16 protein-coding genes are annotated in these 22,775 nt (G+C 60.5%); 9 read left to right on the forward strand and 7 right to left on the reverse strand.

Annotated features, from left to right (window positions below; translation table 11 throughout):
* Positions 1–358 precede the first annotated feature (358 nt).
* Complete coding sequence (locus KA369_10310; GenBank protein MBP7736352.1) at positions 359–1,834, forward strand: TolC family protein; 1,476 nt, start codon at positions 359–361, stop codon at positions 1,832–1,834.
* Positions 1,835–1,855: 21 nt separating this feature from the next.
* Here KA369_10310 and bamA read toward each other — a convergent pair whose 3' ends face one another.
* From bamA to KA369_10325, 3 genes are all read right to left on the reverse strand, one after another.
* Positions 1,856–4,693 carry an outer membrane protein assembly factor BamA gene (bamA, locus tag KA369_10315; GenBank protein ID MBP7736353.1) on the reverse strand — a complete coding sequence of 946 codons (2,838 nt, stop codon included), beginning with the start codon at positions 4,691–4,693 and terminating at the stop codon, positions 1,856–1,858.
* Between the two features lie 6 nt (positions 4,694–4,699).
* Positions 4,700–8,569, reverse strand: a complete 3,870-nt coding sequence (locus tag KA369_10320; protein ID MBP7736354.1) for a translocation/assembly module TamB domain-containing protein — start codon at positions 8,567–8,569, stop codon at positions 4,700–4,702.
* Positions 8,570–8,647: 78 nt separating this feature from the next.
* Positions 8,648–8,908 (reverse strand): hypothetical protein, encoded by a 261-nt coding sequence (locus KA369_10325; protein ID MBP7736355.1) that lies wholly within the window; start codon positions 8,906–8,908, stop codon positions 8,648–8,650.
* Between the two features lie 197 nt (positions 8,909–9,105).
* Between KA369_10325 and KA369_10330 the strand changes: the two genes are divergently transcribed.
* Positions 9,106–9,456 (forward strand): cupin domain-containing protein, encoded by a 351-nt coding sequence (locus KA369_10330; GenBank protein MBP7736356.1) that lies wholly within the window; start codon positions 9,106–9,108, stop codon positions 9,454–9,456.
* Between the two features lie 5 nt (positions 9,457–9,461).
* On the opposite strand, the gene KA369_10335 is transcribed toward KA369_10330, so the two are convergent.
* Positions 9,462–10,535: a DUF2804 domain-containing protein gene (locus KA369_10335; GenBank protein ID MBP7736357.1), complete on the reverse strand. Its 1,074-nt coding sequence runs from the start codon at positions 10,533–10,535 to the stop codon at positions 9,462–9,464.
* 543 nt (positions 10,536–11,078) lie between these two features.
* Here KA369_10335 and xsc point away from each other — a divergent pair.
* Complete coding sequence (gene xsc, locus KA369_10340) at positions 11,079–12,803, forward strand: sulfoacetaldehyde acetyltransferase (GenBank protein ID MBP7736358.1); 1,725 nt, start codon at positions 11,079–11,081, stop codon at positions 12,801–12,803.
* Between the two features lie 19 nt (positions 12,804–12,822).
* The gene (locus tag KA369_10345) at positions 12,823–14,016 is read left to right on the forward strand and encodes an acetate kinase (GenBank protein ID MBP7736359.1); all 1,194 of its coding nucleotides are present in this window, start codon (positions 12,823–12,825) and stop codon (positions 14,014–14,016) included.
* A 12-nt stretch (positions 14,017–14,028) separates the two neighbouring features.
* On the opposite strand, the gene KA369_10350 is transcribed toward KA369_10345, so the two are convergent.
* A complete protein-coding gene (locus KA369_10350; protein MBP7736360.1) occupies positions 14,029–14,262 on the reverse strand; it encodes a hypothetical protein in 234 nt (77 codons plus the stop codon).
* A gap of 253 nt (positions 14,263–14,515) precedes the next feature.
* Between KA369_10350 and KA369_10355 the strand changes: the two genes are divergently transcribed.
* The 5 genes from KA369_10355 to KA369_10375 all read left to right on the forward strand — a co-directional run bounded on the left by KA369_10355 (position 14,516) and on the right by KA369_10375 (position 20,234).
* The gene (locus tag KA369_10355; protein MBP7736361.1) at positions 14,516–15,352 is read left to right on the forward strand and encodes an SDR family oxidoreductase; all 837 of its coding nucleotides are present in this window, start codon (positions 14,516–14,518) and stop codon (positions 15,350–15,352) included.
* A gap of 102 nt (positions 15,353–15,454) precedes the next feature.
* Positions 15,455–17,149 carry a thiamine pyrophosphate-binding protein gene (locus tag KA369_10360; protein MBP7736362.1) on the forward strand — a complete coding sequence of 565 codons (1,695 nt, stop codon included), beginning with the start codon at positions 15,455–15,457 and terminating at the stop codon, positions 17,147–17,149.
* A 93-nt stretch (positions 17,150–17,242) separates the two neighbouring features.
* On the forward strand, positions 17,243–18,532 hold the full coding sequence (locus KA369_10365) for an MFS transporter (GenBank protein MBP7736363.1): 1,290 nt from the start codon (positions 17,243–17,245) through the stop codon (positions 18,530–18,532).
* Between the two features lie 241 nt (positions 18,533–18,773).
* The gene (locus tag KA369_10370) at positions 18,774–19,589 is read left to right on the forward strand and encodes an SDR family oxidoreductase (GenBank protein ID MBP7736364.1); all 816 of its coding nucleotides are present in this window, start codon (positions 18,774–18,776) and stop codon (positions 19,587–19,589) included.
* 18 nt (positions 19,590–19,607) lie between these two features.
* The gene (locus KA369_10375; protein ID MBP7736365.1) at positions 19,608–20,234 is read left to right on the forward strand and encodes a TetR/AcrR family transcriptional regulator; all 627 of its coding nucleotides are present in this window, start codon (positions 19,608–19,610) and stop codon (positions 20,232–20,234) included.
* 27 nt (positions 20,235–20,261) lie between these two features.
* Here the strand turns inward: KA369_10375 and KA369_10380 are convergent, their stop codons facing one another.
* On the reverse strand, positions 20,262–21,863 hold the full coding sequence (locus tag KA369_10380; GenBank protein ID MBP7736366.1) for a (Fe-S)-binding protein: 1,602 nt from the start codon (positions 21,861–21,863) through the stop codon (positions 20,262–20,264).
* 3 nt (positions 21,864–21,866) lie between these two features.
* Positions 21,867–22,763: a respiratory nitrate reductase subunit gamma gene (locus KA369_10385; GenBank protein ID MBP7736367.1), complete on the reverse strand. Its 897-nt coding sequence runs from the start codon at positions 22,761–22,763 to the stop codon at positions 21,867–21,869.
* Between the last annotated feature and the right edge of the window lie 12 nt (positions 22,764–22,775).

A 22,775-nucleotide genomic window follows, 5' to 3' on the forward strand; every position in this document is an offset into this window, starting at 1 on the left:
CGTCATAAGATGCAAATACAATACTTGGCAATTTATGAAAAAAGTTGTAAGAGCTAATTTATCATTATGATCCCTCACCCCCCGGCCCCCTCTCCCATTTAAAATTGAAAAAAGGAGAGGGGGTGCATTAAAAAGAGCCCTCTCCTTTTTCCCGAACTTCATGGGAGGCAACATCTTGTACATCCATGTACGATGCTGCATGCGCGACATCCTGTCGCTTAGTGCGCGCCGAAGGCGGGGTGAGGGTTGACCGTGTTTTTCCCTGAATATTTAAAATTCTTGATATTTTTATATTATTAGCCACGATTGTTCCCTGAATATTTAATGGGATGATTTTACACCAATGAAGCTTTTTCGAATGACATATCGTACTACCCAAAAAGGCCACAGGATCCGCCTTTTTTGTGCCCCGCTACTGGGATTTCTTGCCGCTGCGCTGTTTACCGTTTCTCTTCATGCCATCGACAGCGACGTGAAAAAAATGCTCCGCGCCGCCACCGGCGTCACCGACGAGGACGTCAGGGCGGCGTCGGGAAAAAAGGAGATCACCCTCTTCGACGCCTTCGCCCTGGCGGTGCTCAAGACCGAGCGCCTGGCCATCGAGGGGGAGAGCGCGATCCAGGCGCAGGAGCGGAAGCTCCAGGCCATCGAGGCATGGCTCCCCTATTTTTCGCTCAGGGCGAACAAGGTCTTCCCCGATCCGGACACCAGGCATATAAACCTGGCGCGGTCGGCCGTAAGCCTCTACCTGCGCCAGCCCATCATCACCGGCCTCAAGGAAGCTTCCCTGATCAAATCGGCGTGGTCCGACAGGAAGATCAGGGAGTACCAGCTCCATAACGGCGCGGGCCAGCTGCTGATGGACGTCGGAACGGCCTATTACTCGGTCCTCCTTCTCGAGCGCGACCTGAAAAACAACGAGGAGCTCCTCAAACTGTCCATGAAAACGGTCGGCGAGATCAGGCGCCGCGTCGATATCGGCCGGAGCAGGCAGAGCGACCTGTTAAGGACAAACGGGCAGATATACACCCTCCAGGCGCGCATCAAGTCCCTGAGCACCGGCCTTGATCACGCGAGGCTGGTCCTGGCCGCCCTGACCGGCATTGAGACCGAGTTTTCCCTTTCTGATTCGGTCAAGCTGAACGACCCGCCGTACACGCCCGGGGATGTCACGGCCCTCGCGGAGGCCCGCTGGGACGTGAAGGCCGCCCGGGAGCAGAGGGAATACGCGAAGGCCGGCGTCCTCGCCGCGTACGGGGCCCATCTCCCCTCCGCGTATCTTGAAGGAAGCTACTACCTCTGGCAGGATTCTCTTTACAAGACCGATAAGACCAGGCAGCTGACGCAGCTGGCCCTTTCGTCCAATCCGGCGTCTTCGCTGCTCGGGGCGCGTCTGAACAACGGGAACCCGACCAGGACCCGCGATTACTATTTTTCACTCGGCGCGGAGCTGCCGATCTTCGGCGGCGACATCACCTTCGCCAGGGTCCGGGAGGCCAATTCCAGGAAGCGCCAGGCCGACCTGGCATTATCGCAGGCGGTCCGTTTCGCCAGGCAGGATATCGTCGATTCGTTCCAGAACTGGGAAAGCTCGAAGGTCGAGCTCGAGGCGTACCGCAAGGCGCTGGCGTCGGCCGAGCAGAGCTACCAGGTCGTGTCGAATGAATACCGGCTGAACCAGGTGACGATCCTGGACGTGCTGACCTCGCTCACCAATCTCCAGAACGCGCGGGACGATTTCGACCGCGCCCTGCTGCAGCTCAAGCTCAACCGCATGCGCCTGGGCGTTTCCATTAACGAGTTCACCGGCGAGAAAATCAAGTCCCTCAAGTAGCGGCCCTGAGCCCGGACCGCGTTAAAAGGTGTATCCGATCGACAGGTGGAGCATCCCCAGGTCATCGCCCCTCTGCCGGTTGATCTTGAAGCCGTAGAGGAGGCCGATGGGTCCCACGGGGGTGACGTAGCGCAGGCCCGCGCCGGCGGACATGCGCATTCTGAAAAAGCGGTGGAAGGTGTTGTCTATCCTGCCGGCGTCGAAGAAGCCGGTCAGCTCGAAGTTGTATCCCAGGTCGATGCGGGCCTCGACGCTCGCCGCGAAGGACGCGCGGCCCCCGGCCGCCTTGTTGAAGAGGTCGCGCTTCAGCATGTTCTCCCTGAAACCCCGGACGTCCCCGATCCCGCCGAGGTAGAACAGCTGGTCGCTGATGACGCCCTTGAAAAACGTGTAGGGCTGGATGTAGCCGATCGCCGCCTGGGCCGCGAAGGTGAGGCGCGGCAGCGGCGTGATATAGCCCTTGAGGCTCCCGTGATACTTGATGAAATTGTCGGAGTAATCCGCGGCCAGGAGCCGCCACTTCGGCCTGGTGAGATCCACCGATACGTCGGCGGAGAAGGCCGCGATGAAGCCTTTCCGGGGCCGGATGAAGGAATCCCTGCGGTCGTAGGTGAGGGCGGCCGAGAAGAGGAGTATCCGCCTGAGATGGTACGTGCCGGTCTTGTCGACATCGCCCAGGTCTCCCATGGACAGGTAGCCGATCATTTTCCTCTGCTGGTAGCTGACGCCCAGGCCTGCGGCGAGGCCATCGAACCAGAACGATTTCATCGACAGGGTCGGGCCGTACACGATGGTGCCGAAGGTCTGGTTGAATTCCTTAAGCTTTTCTATGGAAAAGCTCAAGGTAGCCGAGGCCCGGGGGCCGATGAGGCGCGGCTCCGTCAATCCCGCGGCCGCGCTGTAGCCGGTCTCGCTCGCTTCGCCCCTGGCCCACAGCGACTTGTATCTGCCCAGGAAGTTTTTGTCCTCCAGGCCGGTATTGGCGAAGAACCCCTTCTCCGAATTGTAGCCGCCGCCGATGTTGAATACGTACGGTTTTCTTTCCAGCACGTCGATGTACAGGTCTGCCCGTTCCTTCTTTTCCTCCAGGCCGGAGGTCGCCATGTTCACCCACTGGAAGATTTCCATGTCGCTGATGTTCTTGTACTCCTCCAGCATCCGGGACACCGACAGGGGATCGCCGGGCCTGTTGGATATCTGTTTTTTCAGGTAGGACGTCATGGTGCGGAGGTTGCCGGAAAAGAACACGTTCCCCAGCCTGACCTGCTTACCCTCGTCGATGGTGAAGAGGAGCGCCGCGCCGGCGCGGTCCGCGCTTATGGAAGCAGTCCCCCTGACGGTGACGTAGGGATAGCCGAGGGCGGACACCGCCATGGCGATCCGGTTTTCCGCGCTTTTGACCGCCGCCTCCTGGAAGGGGGCGCCGGGGGCAAGGTCGATTTTCGCCCGGAGGTCTTTGTCGTCGATGACATGGTTTCCCCTGAACCCGATTGCCGTGACAAGGGTGCGCGGTCCCTCGGCAATGGCGATCAGTATCCGCGCCTTGGTCCTGTCGCGGCTCATCGTGACGCGGGGAGTGACCGCCGCCTCCCGGAATCCGTTCTTTATGTAAAACGATTCTATCATGAGGATGTCGTTGTTCAGCAGGTCGGGATTGAATATTTTTTTTATGATCCGTCCCGACGCGGCGGTGCGCATCAGCTTCAGTATCCGCTTTTCGCCGAAGGAGGCGTTTCCCGTGATCCGCAGCTCCTCCACGTCGACGCGGCGGCCCTCGTCGATGACGAAGGTGACGATCGTGCGCCTGTTTCCCCGCTCCACGGCCTCCCGCGTCTCCACCTTGACCTGCGCGCCGGGATAGCCCTTCGATTTGTAGAGGTCCGCGATGTTCCGGGCGCTCTTTCTCGCGCCGGCGTCGTTCCTGTTCCCCCGCTCGGCAAAGGCGAGGCTTTTCCTGAGGGTGATGTCCCGGAAGCGCCTGTTCCCGGTAAAGCGGACCCTGTATTTCCGGCCCTCGCTGATCGTGATGTCGATATCGGCAAGGCCGGCGGCCCGGTCCCTGTTTATCGTGTACCGGATCTCGGCCTCGGGGTAGCCCTGGTTCCAGTACTGCTTTCGCAGGAGGGAGATGTTGTTCCTGAATTCAGATTCGATGAAGCGGAAGGTTTCTGAAAAGAGCCGCAGCCGGATGGCGGCGTCCGGATAGGCGCGGTTCCCCTCCACGGTGATGTCGCCGTAGGAATAATACGCGCCGGGCCGTATCGTGACATAGACCGTGTAGTTGCCGTCCCTGCCGCTCCTTTTCGCCCGGGCGGTCACGGCCGGGTCGATGAATCCCTCGGCGATGAATTTCTCCCGGACCAGCCTTTCCTGCTCCGGCAGGCGCTCCGGCTGAAAGGCCTCGCCGGCGTGGATCGTCATGGTGGAGGAGATCTCGCTTTCCAGGACCGCTCCGTTTCCGCGGATGACGATATTCCGTATGAAGCGGTACGGCGTCAGGCTGAAGTCCAGGGCCACCTTCCCGCCGTCTAGGCGGATGTCGGTCTGTATGGACGAGAATCTCTTCAGCATGGCCAGGGACTTTTTCGAATCCTCCAGCAGGGCGGCGGAAAAAGGATCGCCCTCGCGGAGCTGGAGCGCCTTCCGCGCCGTGTCCGTCCATTCGTTGATATTCTCCCGATCGTTGAAATCATGAAACCGCACGGTGATGGAACCGACGGCGGCGCCGTTATACCGTGCGGAGGGGACGTCCTTCGCCGGCATGGCCCGGGCCGGCGCGGCGGAGAGCAGGGCCATCGCCGCGGCCAAGACCAGGGCGGCGGTCCTCGCTCCTGTCGATCTCTCGGTAAAGGGTCTCATGGCGTGTCAGCGGAATTCCTTGTTGTACTGCATGTCGATTCCGACCTCGCCCTTCGAGTCGTACTTGAGGTCAAGGAGGACGCTGTCGTTCAGCCTGTATTTCACGGTGGAGGCGGTGCGGATATCCTTGCTGTCCTTGCCGACGGTGTAGTACACGCTGAAGCGCCGGTCAAGGTATTTGCCGATGGTCACCGATTGCCCCTTGCCGGTCTTCGGATCCGGGGCCTTCACCTCGAGGGTGTCGATGCCGGTCGATTTTTTTATCTGCCCCCCGTAATTGAAGGCGATCAGCTGCCCCAGGAGGTCGCTGGCGGAATAGGTCATGGCGCCGCCGGTCGTTTTCCCGAGCATGACCAGGGAAAGGATGTTGTTGCTGTCCAGGACCGGGCTCGAGGACAGGTCGTACCGGAGCGTCGACGGGGTCCCGGACACGGCGATGGAGACAAGCCATTTCTGTATCCGGGCGTTGCTGCTGATGCTGATCAGCGGCTCGATCCGGTAGGGATTGATGAAATCGATCTTTCCCTTCACAATGTCGAAGTCCCTCCCGAGGTAGTGGATCACGCCGCTCTCGACCCGGGCGCTGCCGATGAGGACCGGGGTTGCCGCGGTGCCTGCGATCCTCAGGTCGCTGGCGATCTTCAGGCCGGCGATATTGTTCTCCACGGCGAAGGGGCTCCTGGTCCTCACCGCCGCGTCGATGATGATCGAGTCGAGGATGGTCCGGCGCGCTTTTTCGTCTGCGGCCTTCGTCGGTCTGTCCGTCACGGCGCCGATCTCCTGAAGGGGGCGGAGGACCAGGTCCTGGTAATATATCCCCTCCAGCACCGTCACGTCGCCCCTGAGGAGGGTCCTGGCGGAATTGCCGGTGATGCGGGCGTTGGCGTCAAAGGTCATGCGCATCGTGTCCGTTATTTCGACCGGTATGTTCCGCGCCGCGGCGTTCACCCTGATGTCGCTGAGCTTCAGGCCCCGCGCCGCCATGGAGCCGCCGATGGAAAAAACGCCCTCGCCCACGTTCCCACGGATCCTGTCCAGGGTCACCCTGTCCGGCGAGAGCGATATCCCGCCGGTGAGGTCCCGGATATCGTTATTGATGGCCGGTATGAAAAAGCCGATCCTGTCAAGGCCGATAACCGCGCTCATGCGGGGCCGTTGCGCGGTCCCGGTGAGGCCGCCTTTCACCGAGAGGGTCCCGGTGAAATTGGTCAGCGAGTCCGTGAAGCGGTTCGCCAGCTCCAGGGGGACCCGCGCGTCGCAGGTGACGGCCAGGGGGCCCGAGAGGTTTCCCCTGCCGCCGATGGCGATCCACCCGGAATCAAGGAGTGAAAGGTTTATGCCGGGAATGGTGAATATGCCTTTTGAGAGAACGGCCTCGCATTTCCGCGACGTCACCAGCCGCCGGCCTTCGCTGAAAAGCTCCAGCTGCCCCAGGCTGAGGCGCAGGTCGGACCGGGCCGGGGCGGCGGCGTTCCCTGAGGCCCTGACCGTTCCCGTGACGGCGCCGCCGAGGCTTTTCCTGCCGGCCGCGGCAAGGTAGGGCGTGAGGTCGGTCCTGTCGAACAGGGCGGCCGCGGTGAAGCCCCGGTCCCTGAGATCGTAGGAGCCTTCGAGATCGAAGTTCATCCTCCCCTTGAAGGAGATGCGGTGGTCGGCCATGGTCACCCTGACGATCATGTCGTCGTAGGCGGTGTCGCCATAGGTGAGGCCGGTGGCTGCGATGGAGCCGCCCAGGGCCGGGTTGCCTAGGAAGCCTTTACCCTTCATGTCTATGGTCATCCTGCCCTGTAATCCCTCCGCCGCCTCCAGGGCCTGGATCCTTGTAAGGGAAATCGGGTCCGATGTCATGGTGAAATCATAGGAGCGGTCCGTGCCGATCCAGCCGTCACACCGGATCGCTTCGCCCGGCGACAGGGTCAGCAGGAGGGGATCGATGATGGCCTTCCGGTCCCTGAAGTTGACGGTGCAATCCAGGGACTTGAATCTCTGGATGCGGAGGTTGAGGTTCGCGCCGGACAGGGCGAGGGCCCCCCTGGGGTCCCTGACGCTTCCGGAAACCCGGCCCGTGAGCGTCAGGGCGCCGCCGAACCTGCCGTCGAAATCGCCGGGGCTCACCGCGAAGCGCTCTATGTCCAGGGTGATGGGAGGATCGGCGCGCAGGCCCCTGAGGCCCTCATTGAAAAGGCCGACGGCGCCGGACAGGGCGACCCGTGATTCGCCGTTCGACAGGGTAAACTTCGTCACTGTTATCGCGCCGGCCCCATCGAGGGTGGCGCCGAGAAAGAGATCGCCGATGGCGATGTCCCTGACGTGGATCGCTTCTCCCGACAGGGTAACAGCAACGACGGGGCGGCGGATGGTCCCGGAAAGGGAGCCCTCCATGCGCGCGGAGCCGCCGCAGCCGCCAAGGCCCAGCGCCGAGGCTTCACCGCCTATGTCCTTGCTCTGGACCGAGAAGGCGCCACGCATCGACTTAGCCGCTGTATCGATGGACCCGCCCGCCCTGAGACGGGCGTTGCCGAGGTCCGCCTCCAGGGCGTCCACCCTGAGGATACCGTCTTCCATGGACGCCCTTGCCTGGAGGCTCGCCGCGGCGGGCGCCGCTTTTGTCCCGATGGAAAAATTCGTTATGGACCCCTTAAGGTCCATCAACGCTGACATGGTATCGGCGTAAACGCCCCTTGCGGAGAAGGATATATCGGCGTTGACAAGGCCCCGCGCATTGCGGCTGAGGCCGGGGATGTTCCCGATATTATAATTTCTGGCAGCGGCCGTCACCGCGTATGATATCATGTCCGGATCGCGGTTGGGCCTGATGAAGCCGTCCCGGCAGGCATCGCGCAGGCTGATGGATCCGCGCAGCTCCAGGGACCCGGCTCCGGCCAGGGCCTTCACCGTGTTGATCGTAACGACCCGGTCCTCCATGGAGATGTCGGCCCTGGCGGCGTCCACCCTGTTCCCGAGGATTGCGCCGCCGGAGTAATCGCCCGTGAGCGAGACGGCCGGGTTGTTCACGGTGCCGCGCGCCCTGAAGGTGCCATTGACAGTGCCGTTTAAGGGCCGGGTCATGTTCAGAATGTCGTGGAGCTCGGACAGGGAAATCGCGTAGCGGGCGCTGATGTTGAAAGCGGGGTTCCTGAAGAGCTCCTCTATGTCCCCCTCTATCGCCAGGTCCGAAGCCGTGGTTTGCAGTTTCAGCCGGAGACGCTCCGCTATTCCGCCGGTGACGGCGCTTGACAGGGTCAGGCGCTTCAGGTCGGTCCTGCGGCCCCCGGCAGTGAAGTATCCCCTGCCGATCGTCAGTTCGATGGATCCGGTTTCATCCCTGAAGTTCAGTCCCGCCGTTGCGCTGATATCGCCAATGTCCAGTTCAAAGTTCGATGAAGGCCGGGCAAAGCCAAAGCGTCCCTTTTCCAGAACGCATTTCCCGACAACGAGAAAGCCCGGCAGACCGGCGGGCTTGCCGGGAGCCTTCTGTTTTTCCGGCAAGATCCCGAAGGCCTTGACGATGTTGAGTCTGCCGTCCCTGTCCAGCGCGAGGAGGCACACCGGTTTTTCCAGGCGCGCCTCGGCTATGTCAAGCTTTCCCCGCAGGGCCGACCAGACCGATATCCGCGCCCTGAGGCGGTCAAAGCCGGCTATGGGAGCCCGGTCTTCCCCGGTGAGGAGAGCCTTTGTTATTTCAACCCTGCCGGTAAGCGGCGAAATGCGGAGGCTCTCCCAGGTGATCGAGCCGGGAATGATGCCGTTAATGATTTTCCGGGCGCGCCTCTGGGCGAAATCGGCATTGAGAACCAGGATAGCCTGCACCGCCAGCACGGCAGTTGCGGCTATGGCGATTGACAGGACCAGGAGGGTTTTTTTCAGTAACTTCATTATTGCCTGTCAATTATCATCATGGGGCAATCGTGTGCAACAAATAATGATACTGGTCCATGCTCCTTCGGCGGATGATCAGTTGCAGGAGCAGGAGGCTCCCTTGCCGCCGAGGGACTCGGCCAGCTTCTCGGCGTCGGACAGGTAATCGAAGGTCCCCTTGATGCAGGTGTTCGATCCCCTGGCCGATTTCATCTCCTCAAGGGTCCTGGTGTCCACCTCGATCTTTCCTTCGGCGCAGAACACGTTATACTGGCTTCCGCCCATTACCTTTGTGGAAAAGACAACCATGACCGGGAGAACAAGAGCTACAGCGATGGTAAAGACGATTTTTTTCATGCAGGCACCTTCCTGAATGTGCTGGATAGATTTATCATGCAACTGGTCTATAAATAGAGTAATCGCAGATATAATTCAACACAAATTTTACCGAGCATCGGTTGCCGAGCGGAGTCGAGGCAAAATATTACTCGACACATCGAAGAACGATGATATCATGTGGTGCAGTTCAAATACCAATCGTGAAGGGGGCTGTCATGGGATTCGAGTCACTCTCCGATCTGCTCGGCCGGGTCGAGGTGAGGGCTGATCTGAAAATCGGACTGGAACAGGTTTTCCGGAACGAGACCATGAGCTTCAACGTCGGCGTCGTGCCCTTGGAGGTGCCCGACCACTATCACAAAATAAGCGACGAGATGTACTTTGTCCACGAGGGAAAGGGAAGGATGAGGCTCGGCGACGAGCACCGGGACGTGGCCGAGGGCGATTTCATCTCCATTCCCCGCGGCACGGTCCACGGCCTCGTGAAAACCGGCGGCGCCAGGATGGTCATATTCATCATAACGTCGCCGCCCTTTGACCCGGAACACGACCGCTTCACGGTGTAGCGGCCCTACCCGCGGAAATACTTCTGCTCGCCCATGCCGAAGAACCCGTCAACGGAAACCTTCAGGCCCGACGAGGGCCTGATGGCGCCGGTGAATGATCCGAAGGGTCCGTAGTAATCCGTTTTGATCGCGACCAGGTTGAGCTTCAGTGGGTTCTCGAAGACCGGCCTGAAGGCGATGTCCACCATGCCGTAGTTGTCCCTTATGGTCCATTCGCCGCTTACGCCGCTGGGACGGTTAAAGGTAACCGGCGGCAGCAGGTGCAGCTTATTTCCCAGCCAGAGGCAATTCTCGTTATAGCGCTCCTTGTCGCGCACCTGGTTGTCGGTCAGGTTGAAGCCGGTGAGGCCTTTGTCCGTGAAAGAGGCGCCGGTGACCCAATCGTATTTAAGAATATACGGATAAAATCCCTTGTGATCGTCCATGATGGCGAAGCTGACCCGCTTCGGGAAGTCGATCTTCCGGCCTTCGAAAAAGAGGGTCCCCTGCATCGGCATCAGGCATTTATGGGAATACATGCCCCGGTTGGCGGCGAAGGGGAGGCTCACCACAAGGGGATTCACCGCTCCTTTTTCGTGGAAGGCCTCGAAGTGACCGTACAGGGACGGCAGCCTGTCGTCGGCGTCGATGGCCACGTCAATGAATATCCTGCCCCGGTCCAGCTTGTTGTGCACGTCGATGCGGAAGCTATCCGAAACATAGCGCGCCCTGGTGTCGCCCAGGGAGGAGGGAACGGCGGTCACCCAGGAGGGAACCTTTTTTTCATACTTGGTCATCCGCCCGTTTTTTTTGTCGCAGACGATGAACTGGACCAGGGTCCCCGCCTTCTGGTTGTAGATCACGGCGAGCATGAAAAAGTCCCTGTTGCCGAGCTGGAAGGCCTGCCATTCCTTGAGACGGAAATTCCTGAAAAAGCGGGGGAGAGGAACGCCGAAGGGCCTGGCCGCGTCAAGGGGATTGATCTTTTTCAGGGGCCCGTTGAAGGTGCCGAAGGCAATCCTGCCATTCGTAACCAGGCATTCCGGCGGGGGAAGAATCTCCCGGGAGTATATCGGCTGCTTCATTGGTTGTTTTGTCATACTGTTTCCTCTCCAGTCAATGATTTGGATCTACCGATTTTATTTGCCCATAATCGAACAGAGCAATAAACAGGCAGGAATTAGATCGTTTATAATAAGTAACTCGGGTCAGGTGTTTTTTAATATAAATAAATAACAACGAATTTGATATCTCATTTTTTCGATGTGATATATAATAGAATACTTTAATTTATCCTAAAACGAGCAAAACATGGATGTTTTGCGTTAAGCGAGGATGGTCGCCGACGTGGTTTTGACATCCTGTCAATGTCGGCACTGCCAACCTCCTGTTGGCAGCAGATGGACCCTCCGCAGCAAAACAAACGATTACAAATAGCTCTCTAACGAAACGAGTAAAAAATGAGATATCAAATTCGCTAATATCACATATAATAATAAAAAACGCCTGACTCAAGTAAATAATATAGAATTGTTAATAGTCGAGAAGAAATTAATCAAAAAAATCATTGACACCAGAACCCTACTGAATATAGTTCACATATTGAATATTATTCAATAATTTTTACCCCGCTGGAGGCTGAAATGACAAAAATGACCCCATCCGAAGCATTCGTTGAATCACTGGTAGCCGAGGGAATAACCACCACCTTTGGTATCGTCGGGAGCGCCTACATGGACGCCCTGGACCTTTATCCTACGGCGGGGATACGCTTCATTTCCGTGGCCCACGAGCAGGCTGCGGCCCATGCGGCTGACGGCCTTGCCCGGGTGACCGGCAGGCCCCAGACCTGCATCGCCCAGAACGGGCCCGGCGCCGCAAACTTCATATCCGCCATAACCGCTGCCTTCTGGGCCCATTCGCCGGTGGTGGCCATCACCCCGGAGACAGGCAGCATGGGCATCGGCACCGGCGGGTTCCAGGAGCTCGACCAGATGCCCTGGTTCGAGAAATGCACCAAGTTCCAGGTCCGGGTAAACCGGCCCGAGCGGATGGCGGAGCTGACCCGCCGCTGCTTCTACATGGCAAAGCTCCTGTCCGGCCCGGTGCAGCTCAACATCCCCCGGGACTTCTACTATGGCGATTTGGACTGCGAGATATTCAAATCGGGCGACGTCAATTACGGCAGCGGCCCCGAGGGTCTGATCAAGAAAGCGGCGGAGCTCCTGGCCAAAGCGAAGAACCCGGTCATCCTCGCCGGCGGCGGCGTATCCATGGCCAACGCCATTGATGAGACAAAGGCCCTGGCGGAGTACCTTACCTCGCCGGTGGTGAACACCTATCTCCATAACGACACATTCCCGGCGGCCCACGAGCTGGCCGTGGGCCCCATCGGCTACTGCGGGTCCAAGGCGGCCATGCGCTCCATCGCGAAGGCCGACGTGGTCCTGGCACTGGGAACGCGCCTGGGGCCCTTCGGCACGCTGCCCCAGTACGACATAGCCTACTGGCCAAATTCGGCGAAGCTCATCCAGGTCGACATCGACGGCACCCAGCTGGGCGTTTCGAAGAGGATCGACCTCGGCATCGTGGCCGACGCGCGGGAGTTCGCCCTGCAGCTCCTGAAGGCCCTGAAGGCCGTCGACGGGAGCCGTCAGAAGAACACGGCCCGCCTGGCCGATATCGCGAAGGAAAAGGCCGCCTGGAAGGAGGAGCTCGATTCCTGGTCCTCCTCGACCAACAAGCTGATGCACCCGCGCCGCTTCATCAAGGAGCTCACCGACGCCATTCCCGACGGGTCCATCGTGGCCACGGACATCGGCAATAATTCATCAATTTGCAACAGTTACCTGAAGTTTACCGGACCGCGCCAGCACATCTCGGCCCTCTCCTGGGGGAACTGCGGCTTCGCCTACGGGGCCGCCATGGGCGCCAAGATAGGGGCCCCGGGCACGCCGGTCTTCGCCCTCCAGGGCGACGGCGCCTACGGCATCAGCGGCCTCTCGGAAGTGATGACCGCGGTGCGGGAGAACATCCCCGTCATAGCGGTGGTCTTCAACAACCACGAGTGGGGCGCGGAGAAAAAGAACCAGATCGACTTCTTCAAGAGCCGCTTTGTCGGCGCTGATTTATTGACGAACCCGGACTACGACCAGGTGGCGAAGGACATGGGCGCCGTCGGCTTCAAGGTGGAGAACTACGCCGACGTGAAGGACGTCGTCCGCGAGGCGGTGAAGTGCGGCAAGCCCGTGGTCATCAACGCGGTGATCGAGGGCGGCGAGAAGGTCCTGGCGGAGCCGTTCCGCCGCGACGCCTTCAAGCCGGCGGTGCGCTACCTGCCCAAGTACAAGCACCTGAGCGCCGTGTAGGCCGCTGCCGGGAGGGGCGATGAAGGTCCTGGTGATCAACGCGGGAAGCAGTTCCCTGAAATTCCAGGTCCATGACGGAGACGCCGGGGCCATGGTCGTCAAGGGCCATTACCTCGATATCGGCGAGACCTCCGCGGACCGCGCCTGCGTGCGGAAGATAACCGCTCGGGGCGCGGAGGAGAAGACGGAGATGGCGGTCAGGGACCACCGCTCCGCCATCCTTGACATGCTGGGGCTCCTCGAATCGAGGGGCGCCGCTTCCGGCCGGTGCGGCATCTCCGCCGTCGGCCACCGCATCGTCCACGGCGGCGAGCGCTACAGCGCGGCCGCGCGGATCACGGCGGACGTGCGGGACTACCTCGAGTCGATATCGTTTCTCGCTCCGCTCCATAATCCAGTCGGCCTCGCCTGCGTCGACGAGATCGCGGCGTCGCTGCCGGACCTGCCGCAGTACGCCATCTTTGACACGGCCTTTCACCGGACCATCCCGGAGACGGTCTACCTCTACGGGCTCCCGATGGAGCTCTACACGAAATACGGCATACGGAAATACGGCTTCCACGGCACCAACCACAAGTACGCGGCGCACCGGGCCGCGGAGATCATGGGCCGGGACATAGCCTCCCTGAGGATCATAACCTGCCACCTGGGCAACGGCCAGAGCGTCTGCGCCGTGAAACGGGGTCAGAGCGTGGACACCTCCATGGGGTTCACCCCCCTGGAGGGCCTGCCGATGGGGACGCGGAGCGGCTCCTTCGACCCGGCCATAATCTTTTTCCTGATAGACCAGGGCTACGAACCGGACGAGATCAGGACCATGGTCAACAAGCGGTCCGGACTCCTCGGCGTGTCCGGGATCAGCAGCGACTTCAAGGTCCTGGAGGAGAGGGCGCGGGGCGGGGATGAAAACGCCAAGCGTGCCGTCGATATGCTCGCCAACCGCATCACCTGCCTGATCGGAGCCTACACGGCGGAAATGTCCGGGGCCGACGCCATCGTGTTCACCGGCGGCATCGGGGAGAATTCGGCGTTTTTGCGGAAGGAAGTTCTGGGCGCCCTGGCCCATACGGGCCTCGCCGTCGACGACAGGGCCAATGAGGCCCATGATGAAGTGATCACCGCGCCGGGAAGCGCGGTCACGGCCCTGGTGATACCCGCGGACGAGGAGCTTCAGATCGCGCGGGAAGTGATCGGGGCGATCGAGGGACAATGATACCAGGAGATGTCAGATAGAGACTTTTCGGTACGAATACCAGGGTCTTTGAAATTTCAACGGGCAAAAGGAAACCTCGCAGTCGCAGAGGGGATCGCCCTGGGGCGGAGGGGACTGGTCCTGTCCCCCGCTTCTATCCCTGACCCACCGGGCGGCCTCTTCCTCGGTGTCGGCGAACCCGGCGCTGAAAATAATCTCGCTTTTGCAGTGCCGGTAGCCATAGATAAGCTCATATCGTTCCTTCATGGCTGGTCGATTTCTCCCCTGGTTTCCTCGATCAATATCCCCGGGAAGAGCTTCCGGTAAACAATGCTTCTTTTATCGACACCGGGCCCTTTTTGTATTGACAGGGGAAGAGTTGTCCGACATAGTCTCATATAATGAATATTATTCATAATATGAATATAATTTATTGCAAGCAGTTTATTATGGCAGCGGCAAAAAAAGCGAAAATCCGGGTTGTGCGGCATCGACGGCATGACCCTTCAGGAGAACAATCATGATGACAGATCTCAAAGGAAAGACGGCCCTGGTCACCGGGGCCGGAAAAAAGACCGGCATGGGCTATGCCATGGCGCGCAAGCTGGCCTCGTTTGGAACCAATGTAATCATTGCGGACCTGGGGGGAGCGGCCCCGGCGGGCGCCCAGGTCGCCACGGGCACGACCGCGGATATGCAGGAGATCGCCGAGTCCCTCGGCAGGGAATTCGGCGTCAGGACCATGGCCGTACCGGTGGACGTGTCAAGCACCGAGTCCGTCGCCGCCATGGCGGAGGCGGTGAAGGGGAAATTCGACCATGTGGACATCCTCTGCAACAACGCCGGCGCCTCCTTCGGCGTCCCGGCCGCGGTCCATACCTATGACGAGGCGGCGTGGATGAGGACCGTGGACATCAACCTCCACGGCGTCTTCCGGGTCTCCCGGGCCATGCTTCCCCTCATGCTGGGAAAGCCGGCCAGCATCGTGAACAACGCCTCGCGGGCCGGCAAGTTTCCCCCGGTCATGAACGGGGCCTACGCGGTGGCCAAGGCCGGGGTGATCATGCTCACCAAGGTGATGGCCAAGGAGCTGGCCGGAGCCGGCGTGCGCGTCAACGCCATCTGCCCCGGCCAGATCATGACCGACCTGGAGCGGTGGCGCTTCGGGCTGGAGGCGAAGGTCTTCCAGACGACGGCTGAGGAGCGCGAGAAGGAGATGTGCAAGACGATACCCCTGGGACGCATCGGCACCCCGGAGGAGGTGGCGAACCTGACGGCGTTCCTCGCCTCGGAGGCGTCGTCGTACATGACCGGCCAGGCGATCAACGTCACCGGCGGGCAATTAATGGAATTGTAAGATATTGATATCACCCCCGCCGCAATCCTCCCCCATCAAGGGGAGGAGGTCGCGGGAACAAGATAGTGTATAGTAAGAATAAACAATCTCAGGAGTGTTAACATGGAAAAGATGATCGGCGGAAGACTTGCCGCGGAAGCCCTTATAGAACGCGGCGTGAAGTATATTTTTACCATAAGCGGCGGACACATAACCCCGGTTTATGAATTTCTCGAGAATACCAGCGTGAAGCTGTTTTGCACGCGCCACGAGCAGGCGGCGGTCTTCATGGCCGAAGCCATGGCGCGCATGACGCGGCAGCCCGCCGTGGCGATGGTGACCGCGGGGCCCGGCTTCACCAACGCCCTCACGGGGATCGCCAGCGCCCGCCTCGCCAACGCGCCGGTCATTCTCATCTCGGGCATCGTGGGTCTGGAGATGTCGGAGAAGCTTGACCTCCAGGACATGGTCCAGCTCCCCGTGATCCAGCCGATGGTGAAAAAGGCCCTGGTGTGCAACAACGTCGAGCGGATACCTGAATTCATCGATATGGCCTTCCGGTACGCCATGCAGGGGCGTCCCGGACCGGTGTACCTGGAGATACCCGTGGACGTGCTGAACGCGAAGCCCGACATGGGCAAGGTAAAGAAATACCAGAGCACCATCGTGTCGAAGACCGTGGACACGGCGGCGGCGGAAAAGATCGTGGACATGCTCGGCCAGGCGAAGAAGCCGATCGTCATAGCCGGGAGCGGCGCCTGGTGCGCCGACGCCGGTCCGGAGCTCGTATCGTTTGTCGAGAAGACGGGAATGCCCGCCATGACCATGGCCGGCGCCCGCGGCCTTATCCCCGACACGCACCCACTCTGCTTTGAATCGGCCCTGGCCATCCGGCCGGGGGCGGCCCTGGTGGCCGACACCCAGGCGGACCTTGTCCTCTTCCTCGGATCGCGTCTGAGCCTTTTTTTCATTTTCGGGGGCATCTTCAACCCGAACGCCAAGTTCATACAGGTCGACATCGAGGCGGAGGAGATCGGACGGAACCGTTCCGTGGACCTCGGCGTGGTGAGCGATATCAAGATGCTGCTGGCGGAGATCAACCGGATCATCGACGCCCGGAAGCTCGGGCCGTCCCTCGTGAAGCAGTACGCGGAATGGGTGGAGGCGGTCAAGGCCGCGGACGCCAACGGCAAGGCCCAGGCGAAGCCGATGTGGGAAAAGGAGGGAGCGCCGATCCATCCGATGCGGCTGGCCCATGAGATCAACAAGTTCATGGACCGCGAGGACGACATCGTCGTGGCCGACGGCGGGGACACCACCACCTGGATGGGGATGACCCGCACCGTGCGCCGGCCGGGGCATTATCTCGATTACGGCCTCTTCGGCAGCCTGGCCGTGGGCATACCCTACGCCAACGCGGCCAAGCTCATCAATCCGGACAAGCGGGTTCTCCTGGTCATCGGCGACGGGGCCGCGGGATTCAACTTCATGGAGTTCCACACCGCCATCCGGCACAACATTCCGATCGTGGTGGTCGTGGCCAACGACACCCTCTTCGGCATGATCGCCCACAGCCAGCAGATCCGCCTCGGCCACGCCATCAAGGACGGGACCGACCTGGGCATGGTCAATTACGAGAAGATGGTGGAGGCACTGGGCGGCTTCGGCGCCTTTGTCGACAAGCCAGAGGACATCCGGCCGGCCATCGAGGCGGCCTTCAAGTCCGGCAAGACCGCCTGTATCAACGTGATGGTCGATCCGTCGACGATCAGTCCGGGCAGTGTGGCCCTGGCCAACCTGGGGGCGTACAAGGCCTAAAGCATAATGACGCCATGGGCGCGCTAATGTGTGCGCGCCCATGGCGGATAATATATCAATACAAGGTTATCATATTCCACAGGAGGTATTATGATGAACGGTCAAAGCGGTACCCATGAATACAAATTATCCAGGGGGTATACGAACTATGTTTTCATCCTCCTGTTCCTCCTCTACTTCTTCGACTACGTGGACCGCATGGTGGTCACGTCGCTCTTTCCCTATATCAAGGAGGAGTGGGCCATCTCCGACGCCCAGTGCGGCATGCTGGTGTCCGCCATCTACTGGTCCATTATCATATTCACCATTCCGGCGTCGGTGCTGGTAGACCGCTGGAGCCGGAAGAAGACCATCGGACTCATGGCGGTCATCTGGAGCATCGCCACCGCCGTGTGCGCCCTTACCAAGAATTTCGGCCAGCTCTTTGCCGCGCGGGGCGTCATCGGGGTGGGCGAGGCCGGGTACGCGCCGGGCGGCACCGCCATGCTCGCGGGCCTCTACCCGGAGGAAAAGCGGTCGAGGATGATGGGCATCTGGAACGCCTCCATACCGCTGGGAAGCGCCGTGGGCATAGCCCTGGGCGGCATTATAGCCAAGGAGTTCGGATGGCGCCACGCCTTCGGCCTGGTCGCCCTGCCGGGCCTGATCGTGGCGATCCTCTTCTTTTTCGTCAAGGATTACAAGACCGTGGAGCTGGTCAAGACCGCGGATGTTGGCGGTTCCAAGGTCGCCATGAGCAAGATGGACATATTCAGGGAATTCATCCACACCCCGTCGCTCATCTTCACCTATTTCGGCTTCGCGGCCATGACCTTCGTGACCACGTCGCTCATCACCTGGCTCCCGACCTTCTTCCACCGCGTCTATGAACTGCCCATGGACCAGGCGGGAATGAAGGGGGGCTCGGTAATGCTCCTTGCGCTGGTGGGCGCGCCGGTGGGCGGGCTCCTCGCGGACCTGTGGCTGAAGAAAAGAAAGAACGCCCGCCTTGTGTTCTCGTCGATCGTGGCGGTCCTTTCCGCGATCTTTCTCGGATCGGGGCTGCTCTTCTTTACCGGCAACATGCAGTACGTACTCATACTGCTCATGGGCCTGGTGGTGGTCGCCTTCGTGCCGGCCGCGGCCGCGGTGACCCAGGACGTGGTGCACCCCGGACTCCGGGCCATATCCTACGCCCTGTGCGTCATAGTGCAGAATCTTCTGGGCTCTTCCATGGGGCCCATCGTGGTAGGCTCCATTTCCGACGGCTATAACATACAGACGGCCCTCTCCATTCTGCCGATATTCCTGCTCGTCGCGGCGGCGCTTTTCTTCGTGGCTTCGTTGTTCTACGAGCGGGACCTGGACAAGGTGGAAAAGGTGACGCTGGAAGTGGAGGGCTGAGATGTGAAGACCCTCACCCCCCCGTCCCCCTCTCCCATTAAAAACTGGAGAAAGGAGAGGGGGAGCATATAGAGTAGCCCTCTCCTTTTTTCCAAGCTTCATGGGAGAGGGCGCGCCGGAGACGGGGTGAGGGAAAAAAAGATTCAACGCGGAGGCGCTGATGAGTAATCCGTCCTCTGCGACTCAGCGTTGATAAAGCGGTTGATCGCACACTATTGTGAAGTGGTGAAGGTGACAAGGCATGATAGAACACGAACAATTCAACAACAAGATCGTCGCCGTGACCGGCGGGGCCAGCGGCATCGGCGAGGCGCTGTGCCGCAGGTTCGGTAAGGCCGGGGCGAAAGTGGCGGTCATCGACATGGACGGCAGGGGCGCTGACAGGCTGGCCGGCGAGCTGAAAGACGGCGGGATCGAGGCGGCCGGGTTCGCCTGCGATGTCAGCAAGCAGAAGGAGTGCGAGGCCGTTATCGGAGCGATCATCAAGCGCTGGGGCGGCATCGACGTGCTGGCGGTGAACGCCGGGATCACCCAGCGGAGCCCCTTCGTGGACACGGACCCGGCCGTATACCGGCGCGTCATGGACATCAATTTCTTCGGGGCCCTTTATTGCGCAAAGGCGGCCATAAAAGACTTGATCGCGAGAAAGGGTGTGATAGTGGTGACATCAAGCCATGCCGGCTACAGCCCCCTACTCGGAAGGACCGGATACAGCGCGAGCAAGCACGCCCTCCACGGGCTCTTTGAGAGCCTGCGTACGGAGGTGAGGCCCCTGGGCGTCCATGTCATGATGGTCTGCCCCGGCTTCACGAAGACCAATCTCCAGACAAGGGCCCTCGGGTCGAACGGTACGGTGACGACGCACCCGCAGTCGAGGGTGGGCAAACAGGACACCCCGGGCCATGTGGCCGAGGCCGTGTTCCGTGGAACGGTGCAGCGCAAGAACATCATCGTGCTGACCACGGTGGGAAAGCTCACCTATTACCTGCACCGCCTGGCGCCGGCGCTGTACGAACGGCAGATGGCCAAAAAATTACGTTCGGAGATCGAACGGTAAAAACAGAGAGTGAGACCAATGGGATCACAGGAACGCAGGGAACGGGAAAAGGAAGAGAGAAAGAACCACATCCTCAAGGCGGCGCGGACGCTTCTCCTGAAAAAAGGGCTCCACGCCACCACGGTCAACCAGATCGCCAAGCTCTCCGAGCTGAGCGTGGGCACCATATACCTCTATTACCACAACAAGGAAGATATTTTCGCGGCGCTCCAGGAGGAGGGGCTGGCAATGCTGAACGACCAGATAGGGAAGGCCGTGGCGGCGGCGTCCTCCCCGAAGGAGAAGATCAAGGCGGTCGCCCTGGGGTATCTCGAGTTCAGCGAAAAGCAGAAGAACTACTACGACATCATCACCTATTTTCTATCGACGCCGGAGCAGCTTTTTCCGCCGCGCCTGAAGAACAGGGTCGACAAGACCGGCGGCAGGATCCTCGGCTTCTGCACCGAGGCGATCGAGGCGGGAATGAAGTCAGGCGAATTCAGGAAGGTCAACGCGCGGCGCCACACCATCTGGCTCTGGGGCATGCTCCACGGCCTGATCCAGTTCAGGAAGATGGAGAAGACCATCCTCCAGAAAGAGAGCTACACCTCCCTGGTGCAGTACGCCCTCGAGAATTACCTGAAGACCCTGGCCCCGGAAAAGTAAACCCTCCGGCCGTTATCATATTCTCCTTTAAAGGTCCCACTTGATGATAGGGGCCTTGACGTCCACCATGGCGTTGACGATGAGCTCGACGAGCCCGCCGTAGGCCATCCCCGATTTTTCCCGTACCCCGTAATAATCGAAGAGGTCCCTGATCTGTCCCTTGCAGTTGGAGCAGGGAGCGCACAGGTATTTTTTTGTATCCGGACCGGGGCAGTCGGCAAAGGCCTCCAGTATCTGCCGGAGCTTCATCCTCCCCGCCACGCTCACACGCCAGTCCCGGAAGTTGTTCTGGCCCATAATGGCGAAGCCGCTCCCGCCGCCGCAGCAGTAGTTATCCGCGCCGTGGGGCTCCATCTCGCGGAACTGCGGGCAGAGCTTCCGGATGATGCGGCGCTGGGGCTCCACGATGCCCAGGTTCCGCACGATGTTGCACGGGTCGTGGAGGGTCACCGGGAAGTCGTTCTTCGACGGGTCGAAGGCGATCCGGCCGCCCATGACGATCTCCTCCAGGAAGGTGAGGGAGCTCTCCCGGGGGATGTTCAGGTCTCCGGTGAGGATGCGGTCCGCTATGGTTATCAGGGCCTTGTGGGCGTGGCCGCACTCGCCGAGAATCACTTTCTTGACCTTGAGCTTCTTCGCGGCCTCCATGTGCTTCATCACGATGCGGGAGAGCTGCACGTCGTCGTAGAAGAGGCCGTAGTTCACGCTGTCGTAGGCGGGTGCCTCGGACGACAGGGTCCAGCTCACGCCGGCCGCGTTCAGGATGATGGCGAAGGCGGCAGGATTCTCAGGCCAGGCCAGGATCTCGCCAGCGTTGTGCATGAGGAGCACGTCGGCGCCCTCTTTGTCCCAGGGCGTTTCGATGGTTATGCCCAGCTCCTCGGACAGGTCCTCGTCGAGGAAGTCGACGTTGTCTTTCACCACGTTCGGCTTCATGCCGGTGGATGATCCGACCGCGAGTTGGAGCACAGTTCCCTTCTCGTGGAGCTCCTTCGGCGCCCAGCCGAGCTCCTGGCTGAAGAGCTTGCGGAGCTCCCTGGTCACCAGGGCGTTGTCGAGGCCCATGGGGCAGGCCTGGGCGCAGCGCCGGCAGAGGGTGCACCGGTATGAAAGCTCGTAAAGGCGGCTCACCGCGGTCCAGTTCAGGTCGATATCCTCGAGCCTGAGCTTCGCCATGATCCCGCCGCCGGGTCTCGCGTATTTTTTAACCAGCCGCCGGAACACCTCGGAGCGGTACGTGGGGCGGTAGATCTCGTTCCCGCCGCTTTCGCGGTAGATCGGGCAGGCCTGGGAGCAGGTCTGGCACCGGGCGCAGTAGTCTATCGTGAGGAGGAGCGGCTGGAGGAAGGTCCAGTTGTTCTCCCGCGATAGGAGCTTTTGGAGCCCGGCGATGAAAGCTTCGACGACGCGCCGCTCATCGGCCGCGTCCTTCGGCTTCGGAAGGGAGAGGGCCGCCACGCCGTCGAGGTCGCAGGCAATGGTGTTGCGCTGGTCGTCGCTGAGCTTTTTCCATCCGGGCTGGTCCTCGATCCGGTCATAGGGAGGCGGGAGGGGAAGGAGGTCGTTGACGTTTATCTCGGTGAGGGGCGCCTCGCCCCTGCTTATATCTTTGATCCCTGTTTTTTTCATTATCTATTTCCCCTGAGCGATATCGATCCAATTTTTTGAGCCCTCCGATCCGACATGGGGAGCGGACCATCGGACCGGTTGGCCGAGCAGCTTTTTTATCTTCTCTTCAGCGGCCGCGTCCATGGGGCTATCGTCCCAGAGGACGCTGTGAAAGGTGAAGAATTTCGCGGCAAAGTGCCTCATGGAGGTGAAGGGAAGCACGGCCAGGAAGAAGAGGACCGCGCCGATGTGCGCCGCCCCTGCCCGTGACAGTGAAATATGCGAATCGGCCCTGAATACCGCTTCGATGAAGTCCCTGATCTGGGAGGCCAGGTCGCCGTCCGCGACCAGGGAGGACACGCCCGTGGCGAAAAGGGCCAGCAGGATGATCAGGTTCAGGTAGGCCGAGATCCCGGAGTAGGAGCGGAGGTCCCGGCGCACCGCCCGCAGCACCAGCAGCGACAGTGACCCGGCGAGGCCGAAGAGGTAGCCAATGGTGCCGAGGAAAACGGCTATTCCTTCGAGGAAAGCCGCGGCGGAAGAGAACCCGGCCGCGTCGACAGCGGCGGCGGCCGCCAGGCACAGCGCCATGAAGAAGATGAAGTAGATGCCGCCATGGAGGGCCATCGAAAAGGGCCAGAGCCGCCTGTGTCCCTTCCATACGGTGTGGAGAAGGAAAATTTCCTTCATCATATAAATGATTTCATGAATTATGGAGCGCTCCCGGGGCTTCATCCACCAGTCCTGCACCTCGAAATAAGAGCCTCCGTAGGATGAGCCGGCCCTGTCATGGGGCACCGGCGCGAGCTCCCACCGGAGATGGGCCGGTAGGCGGGCGATGCGGACAATGCACGCCGCGATGCCTGCGATGAAGATTGCGATAGATGAGTAAGCGGCAATGAGCCAGATTGTTCCGTTCATGGGTCCTCCAGG

The organism is Spirochaetota bacterium (assembly GCA_017999915.1).
In the GTDB taxonomy this organism is placed as follows: Bacteria; Spirochaetota; UBA4802; order UBA4802; family UBA5550; genus RBG-16-49-21.

Coding starts and splice junctions, on each gene's coding strand:
- KA369_10310 (MBP7736352.1), top strand. CDS start 359: ATGACATATCGTACTACCCAAAAAGGCCACAGGATCCGCCTTTTTTGT.
- bamA (MBP7736353.1), bottom strand. CDS start 4,693: ATGAGACCCTTTACCGAGAGATCGACAGGAGCGAGGACCGCCGCCCTG.
- KA369_10320 (MBP7736354.1), bottom strand. CDS start 8,569: ATGAAGTTACTGAAAAAAACCCTCCTGGTCCTGTCAATCGCCATAGCC.
- KA369_10325 (MBP7736355.1), bottom strand. CDS start 8,908: ATGAAAAAAATCGTCTTTACCATCGCTGTAGCTCTTGTTCTCCCGGTC.
- KA369_10330 (MBP7736356.1), top strand. CDS start 9,106: ATGGGATTCGAGTCACTCTCCGATCTGCTCGGCCGGGTCGAGGTGAGG.
- KA369_10335 (MBP7736357.1), bottom strand. CDS start 10,535: ATGACAAAACAACCAATGAAGCAGCCGATATACTCCCGGGAGATTCTT.
- xsc (MBP7736358.1), top strand. CDS start 11,079: ATGACAAAAATGACCCCATCCGAAGCATTCGTTGAATCACTGGTAGCC.
- KA369_10345 (MBP7736359.1), top strand. CDS start 12,823: ATGAAGGTCCTGGTGATCAACGCGGGAAGCAGTTCCCTGAAATTCCAG.
- KA369_10350 (MBP7736360.1), bottom strand. CDS start 14,262: ATGAAGGAACGATATGAGCTTATCTATGGCTACCGGCACTGCAAAAGC.
- KA369_10355 (MBP7736361.1), top strand. CDS start 14,516: ATGATGACAGATCTCAAAGGAAAGACGGCCCTGGTCACCGGGGCCGGA.
- KA369_10360 (MBP7736362.1), top strand. CDS start 15,455: ATGGAAAAGATGATCGGCGGAAGACTTGCCGCGGAAGCCCTTATAGAA.
- KA369_10365 (MBP7736363.1), top strand. CDS start 17,243: ATGAACGGTCAAAGCGGTACCCATGAATACAAATTATCCAGGGGGTAT.
- KA369_10370 (MBP7736364.1), top strand. CDS start 18,774: ATGATAGAACACGAACAATTCAACAACAAGATCGTCGCCGTGACCGGC.
- KA369_10375 (MBP7736365.1), top strand. CDS start 19,608: ATGGGATCACAGGAACGCAGGGAACGGGAAAAGGAAGAGAGAAAGAAC.
- KA369_10380 (MBP7736366.1), bottom strand. CDS start 21,863: ATGAAAAAAACAGGGATCAAAGATATAAGCAGGGGCGAGGCGCCCCTC.
- KA369_10385 (MBP7736367.1), bottom strand. CDS start 22,763: ATGAACGGAACAATCTGGCTCATTGCCGCTTACTCATCTATCGCAATC.